The 10,275-nt window shown below is 66.8% G+C and carries 6 protein-coding genes; 2 read left to right on the forward strand and 4 right to left on the reverse strand.

The window, feature by feature from the left end; translation table 11 throughout:
- Complete coding sequence (locus AVAK2825_RS23575; RefSeq protein WP_284402871.1) at window positions 1-3,699, reverse strand: IPTL-CTERM sorting domain-containing protein; 3,699 nt, start codon at window positions 3,697-3,699, stop codon at window positions 1-3.
- A 295-nt stretch (window positions 3,700-3,994) separates the two neighbouring features.
- Here AVAK2825_RS23575 and AVAK2825_RS23580 point away from each other — a divergent pair, with 295 nt between their 5' ends.
- Window positions 3,995-5,341, forward strand: a complete 1,347-nt coding sequence (locus AVAK2825_RS23580; protein ID WP_284402872.1) for an ABC transporter substrate-binding protein — start codon at window positions 3,995-3,997, stop codon at window positions 5,339-5,341.
- Window positions 5,342-5,381: 40 nt separating this feature from the next.
- Window positions 5,382-8,291, forward strand: a complete 2,910-nt coding sequence (locus tag AVAK2825_RS23585; protein ID WP_284402873.1) for a response regulator — start codon at window positions 5,382-5,384, stop codon at window positions 8,289-8,291.
- Between the two features lie 120 nt (window positions 8,292-8,411).
- Here the strand turns inward: AVAK2825_RS23585 and AVAK2825_RS23590 are convergent, their stop codons facing one another.
- From AVAK2825_RS23590 to AVAK2825_RS23600, 3 genes are all read right to left on the reverse strand, one after another.
- Complete coding sequence (locus tag AVAK2825_RS23590; protein WP_284402874.1) at window positions 8,412-8,966, reverse strand: tetratricopeptide repeat protein; 555 nt, start codon at window positions 8,964-8,966, stop codon at window positions 8,412-8,414.
- Window positions 8,967-9,171: 205 nt separating this feature from the next.
- The gene (locus AVAK2825_RS23595) at window positions 9,172-9,414 is read right to left on the reverse strand and encodes a hypothetical protein (RefSeq protein ID WP_284402875.1); all 243 of its coding nucleotides are present in this window, start codon (window positions 9,412-9,414) and stop codon (window positions 9,172-9,174) included.
- 13 nt (window positions 9,415-9,427) lie between these two features.
- A partial coding sequence (locus AVAK2825_RS23600) for an RHS repeat-associated core domain-containing protein (RefSeq protein WP_284402876.1) occupies window positions 9,428-10,275 on the reverse strand: 848 nt, incomplete at its 5' end.

A 10,275-nucleotide genomic window follows, 5' to 3' on the forward strand; every position in this document is an offset into this window, starting at 1 on the left:
TCAGCGCCGGCGCGGGCCGTGGGACTGGCGCAGCGCCAGTCCACCCAGCAGGCACGACAGCAGGATCAATGCCCACTGCGACAGCGTCGGCACGCTGGTGATCGCATCGGGCGGCGGCTGCACGGTCGTGGTCTTGCTTGACGTGTTGTTGGTGGGGTCGGTGTCGCCCGGCGCGTCCAGCGTCGCCGTGTTCACCAGAGGTCCATTGCCGGTGTAGGGCTGCGCCAGGCGCGTCTTGGCGCGCAGGGTGCGGCTCGCGCCCGCCAGCAGCTCGCCCACCGAGCAGGTCACCGAGGTGCCCGTGGCCACGCAGTCGGGCGAGGAGACGAACGTCAGCCCCGCGGGCAGCGGGTCCACCACCTGGGCGCCGTTGCTGGTCAGGTTGCCGTTGTTGCGCACGGTGAAGGTGTAGTCCACGTCCGAGCCCGGGGCGATCGGGCCATCCGGGCCGGCCTTCAGGATCGACAGGTCGGTGGCGATCGGGTCGCGCTTGGTGGAGGTCTGGTCGTAGGTGGTGTTGTTGACCTGCGTGTTCTGCCCGCCCTGCAGGAACTCGGTTTCGCTCACCGACACCACGGCCTTGTGGAAGATCGTGCCCGACGCGGCCCCGGCCGGCAGGCTCATCGCCTTCATCTTGAACGTGATGGTGGCCACCTCGTCCTTGGCCAGGCCCGGGAAGGTGCACGACACGCCGCCCGAGGTCGCGCCGATGGCCGGCACCGTGCAGACACCGCCCCGGTCCACCGTCAGGCCGCCCGTGAAGCCGAACGTGGCCGAAGAGGCGCCATTCGTGGGGTGGGTGATCGGGAACGTGTCCGTCATCACCACGTTCGTGCCGAACGACGGGCCCGAGTTCTTCACCGTGATGGTGTAGGTCGTCTCGGCGCCCAGGGCGATGGCGTCGGCGCTGTGCGCCATCGACACCAGGATGTCCAGCTCGGGCTGGGTCAGCGTGATCTCGGCCGCGGCCTGGTTGTTGGTCAGCACGGGCTCGTCCGTCGCGGTGCCGATCTCGACGGTGTTGGAGAGCTTCACGCCCGGGGCCCAGGCGCCCGCCGCACGCATTCGGTAGGTCACTTCGTACTGGCCGCCGTTGGCGAGGAAGACGCTGTTGCCCGTGCTGCCCCAGCGGCAGTTCAGCGTGCCGCCGTTGCCGGCGGGCACCGCGTCGCACACGCCGCTGTTGGAGGCGACGGGCGTGCCGATCAGCACCGCGTTGGCGGGCAGCACATCCCTCAGCCACACGTTCTCGGCCGACGACGGGCCGTTGTTCCTGGCGCGCACCACGTACGTGATGGGCTCGCCGGAGATGGCGGTCGGCGTGGGCGAGACGGTCTTGGAGGCCACCAGGTCCACCCGGGCCGTGACCTGGCTCGTCACCGATGCCGTGTTGTTGCCCAGGACCGGGTCCACCACTTCGGGCGAATAGGCCGTGGCGGTGTTGGTGCGGTTCGCGGTGGTGGCCACCGTGGGCCGGATGGCCACGGTCACCGTCGCGCTGGCGCCGCTGTTGAGCGTGCCGAGCGAGCACAGCAGCGTGGCGGTGTTGACGTTGGAAGCGCCCGAGGGCGTGCAGGTGCCGGCGGTCGTGTTCACCGACACCAGGCCCGGCGCCGAGGCGCTGGTCACCAGGCTGGGCAGCACGTCGCGCAGGCTCACGTTGGTGGCGGCGCTGGTGCCGTTGTTGGTCACCACCATCGTGTAGGTCAGCACGTCGCCGGCAGGCACCGTGGGCTTGTCCACGGATTTGACGATGCTCAGGTCCGCCTGCACCTCACTGCCGGGGGTCTGGTCGGATGCGCCGACGCCCACGCCCTGGCAGTTGATGCCGTGGGCGGGGTCGGTGTACCACGGGTCCTCGCGGGTGCCGCCCGTTTCGGGGCTGAACTTCACGCAGGCGTTGTTGGTGGCCGAGCCCGCGGTCGTGCGCACCGCGTTGACCACGATGTCGGGCGCGTTCGCATTCACGGCCAGTCCGGCCGTGCGCTCGCAGGTGAAGGTGCCCGGGCCCACCAGCGGCAGTGCCGAGCAGGTCCAGCCCGCGCCGGAGGCCGCGTTCAGGCCGGTCAGGGTCACGCCGGCGGGCACCGAGTCGGTGACGACGATGCTCGGGGCGGCCGGCACGGTGGCGGCGGCCGCCGCGATGGCGAGCGGGCCGCGGTTGCGCGCCGTCAGGCGGTACTGGTAGCTTTGGCCGATGGCCACGGCCACGCCCTGGCCGTTCACGTAGTTGGACGCGGTCTTGGTGATCTGCAGGTCGGCCACGTTGGTCGCCGTGATGAAGACGCTGGCCGGCGCGTTGTTGGTCGTGTCGGGATCGGTGCGGGTCGGCGCGTCGACCGTGACGGTGTTGGGCAGCGTGCCCGTCTGCTGCACCGAAGCCACCACCGTGATCACCGGCAGGTTGCTGAAGTTGGCGCCCGCGTAGCCGCCGGGCAGGTCGCAGGTGATCACCTGGCCCGCCGGGGTGCAGGTCCATCCCGTGCCCGTGGCGGACACGTAGGACAGGCCCGTGCCCAGCGTATCGACCACCTGCACCGGAACGCCGGTGAGCAAGGTGCCGCCGTTCAGCCGGGGCGTGACCGTGTAGGTCACCTGGTCGTTGAGCCCATAAGTCGTGGCACCGTTCACGGCCTTGGTGACGGAAACGTCCGAGGCCGTGCCGGCCACGTTGACTTCGGCCGTGCCGGTGTTGTTGGCGGTCTGCCCGTCGGGCATTTCCGTGGACGCATCCTTGTAGCCCTTGACCGAGAACGACGTCGTGATGGAGCCGGTCACATTGGGGGCGGCGTCCACCTCCAGCGACGGCACCGTGCCGCCATTGGCCAGCGCACCGGCGTGGGAGCAGGTGACCACCGTGGCGGGCGTCGGCGCGCCGGGGGACACGAGCGGCGAAGCGTTCGAGGCCGTGGGCGTGCAGGTCCATCCGTTGCTGCCGCCCACGCGGGTGAACGAGGCGCCCGTGGGCACGCTGAACATGACCTCCACGCGCCCTGCGGCGGGAATGCCGATGGGTCCCTGGTTGCTCACGTCCACCACATAGCGGTAGGGCTGGCCGGGCGAGAGCGGGTTGCCGGGAGGCGCCGTGGGGTTGGTGGTGACGGCCAGGGCCAGGTCGGCCGCTTCGGTCGTGGTGATGCGGCGGTCCAGCGCATCGTTGCTGGGGTCCGAATCGGTCTCGTTGCGCGTCACGCGGGCATTGTTGATCCAGTTGGTCGAGACCGTCGGGAGCACCACCTCGAAATCCACCACCTTGGTGGAATTGACCGCCATCGAGCCCAGGCCGCACTGCACCGTCTGGTTGGCGACCGTGATGGCCGTGCCGGGTGCGATGGCCGGCGTGCAGGGCATGCCCGCCGGGGTCGTCGTGACCGACTGGAACACCGCGCCCACGGGCAGCTTGTCGGTGAGGACCACGCCGGTCGCCGCGCTGCCGGTGTTGTGCCGCACCGTCACCACGTAATGGAAGGTGCCGCCCGCCGGGCCCGAGGCCGATGCGGGCACCGCGTCCTGGTTGACCAGGATGTCGGTGGTCTGGGCCAGCACGGCCCCGGGTGCCAGCAGGCACCCGGCCAGCAGCAGGCCATATCCCCGCCCGCCGGGCAGGCCTTGATGGGTGGCAGATCTGCGCGCGGGCGCAGACGCGAAAGCAGCAGGCCACAGCAGGCCCGCAGCCCGCCGTGCAAAGGAAAGAACCATACCGATCTCCAGATTGTTGTAGTGAGCAGGTCCGGGAACGCCGCGACGCCACTTGGGCCCTGGCGAGGGCTGCAATGGGGTCGGAGGGCAAGGAAGGACCGGCGCGCGGTGCCTTGCCGGCGTGGCCGGGAGTGCCGCGAATCTAGGGGGTGGGCTCTTCGGTTTTCAGAATTCAACAATTGTTGACATTCGGCTGTGCATCTGTGCGTTCGGCACCACATGCAGCGCCCACCGCAACGAGCGACCGAATGGGCCTGCGGCTGTCCCGCGCGGCCCATCGCGGACACTGGCCGGCATGCTGTCCGCCTTCGTTGCCGCGTTGCCCTTTGCCGGCGTGCCCACCCTTCGTCCCGCCCGTCCCCAACCGCTCCGGCCCGTTGCGCGGTGGCGGCTTCGCCCCCTGCTGTGGCTCGGGCTGGCCTGGCTGGCCGCGCTCGCCGGGCCTGCCCGCAGCGAGCCGGCGGGTGTGGAGGTGTTCCACTGGTGGGTGACGGGCGGCGAGCGCGCCAGCATGGACGCGATCCGTGACTTCACGCGCCAGCGCGGCCTGGCCTGGAAGGAGGACTTCTCGCCCGGCAGCGGCACCGCGCGCTACACCGACGTGCTGGCGGCCCGCGTGCGCGCGGGGCGGGTGCCCACCGCCGCGCAGATGATCGGCTACGAGATCCACGAATGGGCGCGGCGCGGGCTGCTGGAGAATCTGAACGACGTCGCCGCGCGAGAGGAATGGGACGAGGTCGTTCCCAACGAGATCCAGCAACTGTCCAAATGGCAGGGCCAGTGGGTGGCGGCCCCGTTCAACGCGCATTCCACCAACTGGCTCTGGGTCAACCAGTCCCTGGCCCGCCGGCTGGGAGCCGCCACGCCGCCCGACACCTGGGACGACCTGATCGCCCTGCTCGACCAGGCCCGCGCCGCCGGCATCCAGCCGCTGGCCATCGGCAAGGAAGCGTGGGAACACACGCTGCTGTTCGAATCGGTCGCGGCCGGCACCGGCGGCGCGGCGTTCTACCGGCGCGCCTTTCTCGACTTGGACCCGACCGCGCTCGACGCCCCGGTCACCACCGTGATCTTCGAGCGCATGCGGCAACTGGCGCGGTACCTGGACGCGGGATTCATGCGCCGCCGCTGGGACCAGGCCACCGACCTTGTCGCCGGCGGGCAGGCCCTGCTGCAGGTGCAGGGCAGCTGGGTGGACGGCGAATTCAAGGTGCGGGGCCTGCGGCCCGGCCGCGACTACCAGTGCTGGCGCTTTCCCGACACCCAGGGCATGTACCTCTTCAACAGCGACCAGTTCGTCTTCTTCAAGCAGCCCGCACGCCAGCGCGCGGCGCAGGAGCGCTTCGCCTCCATCCTCATGGACCCGGATCTGCAGGTGGCCGTGAACGTGCGCACCGGCGCGGCGCCCGCGCGCGTGGACGTGCAGCAGGCCCCGTTCAACCGCTGCGGCCAGGGCGCCATCACGGACCTGCGCGGCGCCAACATGCGCCGCACTCTCATGGGCTCCATCGCCATGGGCAATGCCCATCCCTCCGCGGTGAAGGCCGCCGTGTACGACGTGGTCACCCGCCACCTGCAGGGGCGGCTGGACACGCCCGGCGCCGTGGCGGCGCTGCGCGCGGCGATCGCCCGCAAGCCCTGACCGACCCACCGCATCTGTCTTTTTCTTTCACGGATCGACCATGCCATCGTCCCGGTACGTTCTACGGTACTTCTCCCACCTGCCGCTCACCGCAAAGATCGTCTTTCTCGTGGGCCTGATGGGCGTCATCTCCACGGCGTCGATGCTCTACGCCACCAGCAAGATGCGCGGCATCGACCAGCAGTACAACGCGCTGATCGCGCGCGAGGCGCAGAGCGCGCTGCACATCGGCGATGCCGCCCTGCTGCTGAGCGAATCGAGCCGCCTCGTGTATGCCGTGCTGACCGAGCAGGACGAGGCCACCATGCGCGCCGCCCTGACCCGCCTGGCCCAGCTGCAGGCCCAGTTCAACCAGCAGATCGACACCACCGAAGCCCTGGTGCCCGCCAATGCCGCGCAGCTGCAGTCCATCCGCCAGCGCGCCACGGCAGCCTTCGCGCTGGCCGCGCGCATCGTCGATGCCGCCTCGCGCTGGCGTGGCGACCGGGCACTGCAGATCATCCACGGCGAGTTCGAGCCCGCCCTGCGCGCGCTGCAGCAGAACATGAACCAGCAGCGCAACGACTCCGTCACGCAGTTCCAGGAATCGTCCGTGCGCCTCGGACAGGTCACGCGCGACACCATCCTGACCACCGCGCTGGCCGTGGGCATCGGCCTGGCCCTGGTGATCGCGCTGTCGTCCTGGGTGGCCGTCTTCCAGATCTCCCGCCCCATCCTGCGGCTCACGCGGCACATGGAGCGGCTCACCGACCGCGAATACGACGACACCGTCACCGGCACCGAGCGGCGCGACGAAGTGGGCACCATGGCCAAGGCACTGCAGGTGTTCAAGGAAAGCATGCAGCGCGCCGACCGCCTGGCCATCGAGGTGGCCGCGAGCGCCGAAGCACGCCGCCTGTCCGAGCAGCTCGTGGACCTGACCGGCGCCATCCCGGGCGCGGTGTTCCAGATGCACGTGCGCCCCGACGGCTGGCAGCGCTTTCTCTTCGTGAGCGACAAGGCCGCCGAGCTGCAGGGCCGGCCCGTGCACGAACTGCTGCGCCTGGAAGGCCCCGTGGAGCAGACCTACGGCCTGCCGCCGTCCGGGCAGGACGCGCTGCGCGAGCGCTTCGAGCACAGCCTGCGCACCTTGCAGCCGCTGGACTTCGACGTCGAGGTGGCGCACGGCGACCGCAAGCGGTGGCTCAAGACCCTGGCCACCGCGCGGCGCCTGCCCGATGGCGCCGTGCTGTTCAACGGCGTGTGGCTGGACGTCACCGAACAAAAGAACCAGGCCCGCGCGCTGGCCCAGGCCGCCGAAGAGAAGGCCACCTTCCTGGCCGTGATGAGCCACGAGATCCGCACCCCGCTGAACGCCATCCTGGGCCTGGCCCAGCTCGCGCTCAAGGACGAAGCCCTGGCGCCGCCGCAGCGCGAGCGCATGGACCAGATGTACCGCGCCGGCCGCCGGCTGCTGGGCATCGTCAACGACACGCTCGACTTCTCCAAGATCGACGGCGGCCACCTCGTGCTGGAAACCGTGCCGTTCGAGCTGCCCACCCTGCTGGCCGACCTGTCGGAGCTGTTCGACGACAAGGCCAAGGCCAAGGGCCTGCGCTTTCGCGTGGAGGTCGCCCAAGGCGTGCCGCCCCACCTGCTGGGCGACCCGCACCGCATCGGGCAGGTGCTGGTCAACTTCGTGAACAACGCCATCAAGTTCACCGAAGCGGGCGAAGTCGCGGTGACCGTGTCGGTGCACGCCGCCACGCCGGCCGACGACGGCCCGCATGCCGACGGCGTGGGCGCGCAAGACGACCTGGTGCTGCACTGCGCCGTGCGCGACACCGGCATCGGCCTCACCGCCGAGCAGCAATCCCACCTCTTCCAGGCCTTCCACCAGGCCGACGCCACCATCACCCGCCGCTTCGGTGGCACGGGCCTGGGCCTGGCCATCTCGCGGCAACTGGCCCTGCTGATGGGGGGCGATGCCGGCGTGCACAGCGCGCCCGGCGCGGGCAGCACCTTCTGGTTCACCGCCCGCGTGCAGCGCAGCGCCCGCCCGGCCCTGCCCGCCCCGGGCGAGCGCGGCGCCCGCGCCCCGAGCGCCCCCGCGGCGCTGGCCGGCCTGCGCGTGCTGCTGGTGGACGATAACGAGCTCAACCGCCTCGTGGCCGCAGGCCTGCTGGAATCCGGCGGCCTGCACGTGGACACCGCCAGCGACGGCGCCGAAGCCCTGCGCCGCCTCGACGAAGCGCCCGACGTCACCCATTACGACGCCGTGCTGATGGACATGCAAATGCCCGTGATGGACGGCCTGACCGCCACCCGCGCGCTGCGCCAGGACCCGCGCTTCGCCCACCTGCCCGTCATTGCCATGACCGCCAACGCCGCGCGCCAGGACATCGAGCGCACCCGGGCGGCCGGCATGAACGATCACCTGGCCAAGCCGGTGCTGGAGGAAAGGCTGTGGGCCACTCTGGCGCGGTGGCTGGTGCCGGGGGGGCACGAGGTGACTTCGGCGTCCGCGGCCCCGGCACCTGCAACGGCATTCACATCACCGAGTGCAGAGGCCGACGACCACCATGCTCTGCCGGCCCTCGTCAAAGGGGCCACCGAAGCGGGTGCGGATGCTTTCTTCGATCAAAAGGCCTTGGAGGAACTGCGCAGTGTTTTCACCACTGACCGCTTCGACGCGCTGGTCACCCGATTCATTCTCGACTGCGAGCAGCGCATGGACCGCATCCATGACGCCCGCCGCGCCGAGGCCTGGGACCGCCTGCGGCAGGAAGTCCATGAGTTGGGGGGCACCGTTGGGAGTTTTGGGTTGCAACGGTTGAGTGGGATTACCCGGGCGCTGGAGATGGCCGCAGATGCCAAGGATGGGATACAGGTGGATGCGCTTATCCGATGGTCCGAGGAAGCGATGGCTCTTGGGCTCCAGGAGTTGAAAATGGCCTTGAGTTGCGTGTGAACCCCCATCGCATCGCCATTGACACCATTCCATAAAGGTTTAAAGGCTAGGCTTTTCGCATTCGAACAATCCATTGGCTCAGCGCTTTCTGAGGGAAATCTCCATCACATGGGCCATCGCTCAGTGCGTGTGCTGACGCAAGACGTGCTCCGCTTGCTTGAACCCCTTCTCGGCCGCGCGCTTAAGCAACTCAATCGCTTTCTCCGTGATGGTGCCGCCCTTGAACTCGCGCAGGGCATATGTGTAAAGCGCCTCGGGATGCTCTTGCTCAAATGCACGTTGGTACCACTGCTCGGCCATCTGCTTATCATCCGCATAGCCATACTGCCCTGTTTCCAGATACCACGCCAACTGATGCTGCGCTTCGCCCCAACCGTTTTCCGCGGCGCGCTCCAGCCAGTAATTGGCACGTCGGACGTCACAAGGAAAGACATTGCCGTATCGAAGGGCCTGTCCTAATTCCCATTGAGCCTCGGCATTGTCGGACTCAGCGATCCGTTGCATTTCCTGCATCCAATGCTCGCTTTGGACCGCGCTCGCAAGAACACCTTCGCCATCGCGATACCAAAGCGCCATGAAATAGCACGCAACGGGATCTCCCTCCTTTGCACATTGCTCCATCAGTCGAAGTGCCTCTTCACTACGATTTTCGTCAGAGGCCTGCAGTGCTGCCATGAATTGACTCGATCTAAGCATCACTCGGCGAGTACCAGGACGCTTCTGAAAAATGGATCGGCACTAATTTCGCGGTCCTTATAAATTCGATACAGCCATTATCCAATGGTCAGCAATTAAATGCCTTGCCGCGTTCAATGCATTAAATAAAACTTTGAACACTGCGATTCATCGCGCGGACCATTTATAGCGGCTTTTCATCCAACTATCGCAAACAGCCTTCCACCCACACAACCTCACCCGGATGGTGCTCCCTAATTGTCTCTAACGCGCCCTCAATAATATCCAAACTCGCACCCATCAAAGGATAATTAAATTGCGAAACATCTTTAATTGACATTAAATCAAAAACCAAATCTGAGCCACACCAAATATGATGACTCCCGCCATTACTCTTTAATTGCAGTGCTTCTTTTAAGCCCACAGGTGTAATTGCCAAGTAAATCATTTTTACCTCTTATTTATTTAACAAGTCCTGGATCACCTGGCACCGAAGGTCGCCCTTCCCCACGGTTTCCGTGAGTCGGTCGACTCCCGTCAGATGGACGACTCCAATCGTGTGAATGTGGAGAGCCGATGCCTCCGTGACTATGGTCCCAGTCAGTGTCCGTTTCAGGAAATCCGTCCGGCCCATACCGCCTCGTTTGTTTTCTATTACCACTTTTATTTTCACATTCCACTTCACAACCTGGCTCACCAGTCATTGGATTACTAGTCGACAGCGACCAGTTTGTAAAACGCGGAGATAAATAATCAAACGTTTGTTTGCATGCATTTATTGCTGCAACAGCAACTCCTCCGGCAGCAGTTGCACATAAAGGATTACTCATACATGCAATTACCACTGCCGGAATTGCTAAGCCCTTGGGATCAGTCCATGCCAGCGGATTGCCACTCACATAAGCAAACCGATTCCACCCCCCCTCCAGCCCAATCGGATCCGCTTGGAAGTACCGGCCCGAGGGCGGGTCATAGGACCGGTGCAGGTTGTAGTTCAGTTGGGTTTCCTCATCGAACACCTGCCCCGGATACCGCAGGTCGAACTTGATGGCTTCTGCATAGGCTGCACTGCCCTGCCCGCTTTGTGAGTAATTGGTCGCCCCCGTCGTCGGGTTCGCCTCCCCAAACCCCGTGATCAGCCACTGCCACGCCACCTGGCCCTGCGTGTTCGTCAGGCGTCTCGGCGTGTTCAGATGGTCCGCATCGATGGCATACAGCCTGCCGTTGATCTGCGCGGCAATGGGCATCGGCCCGTTCGCGGTGGGCAGGTAGATGACCTCGGTGCTGTCCATCTCGCCCGCCAGTGCTG

This window comes from Acidovorax sp. SUPP2825, assembly GCF_030158995.1.
Classification (GTDB): Bacteria; Pseudomonadota; Gammaproteobacteria; order Burkholderiales; family Burkholderiaceae_C; genus Paracidovorax.

Bases quoted from the DNA above. Each gene is read 5' to 3' on its own strand.
- AVAK2825_RS23595 (WP_284402875.1), bottom strand. From the start codon at position 9,414: ATGATTTACTTGGCAATTACACCTGTGGGCTTAAAAGAAGCACTGCAA.
- AVAK2825_RS23590 (WP_284402874.1), bottom strand. From the start codon at position 8,966: ATGGCAGCACTGCAGGCCTCTGACGAAAATCGTAGTGAAGAGGCACTT.
- AVAK2825_RS23585 (WP_284402873.1), top strand. From the start codon at position 5,382: ATGCCATCGTCCCGGTACGTTCTACGGTACTTCTCCCACCTGCCGCTC.
- AVAK2825_RS23575 (WP_284402871.1), bottom strand. From the start codon at position 3,699: ATGGTTCTTTCCTTTGCACGGCGGGCTGCGGGCCTGCTGTGGCCTGCT.
- AVAK2825_RS23580 (WP_284402872.1), top strand. From the start codon at position 3,995: ATGCTGTCCGCCTTCGTTGCCGCGTTGCCCTTTGCCGGCGTGCCCACC.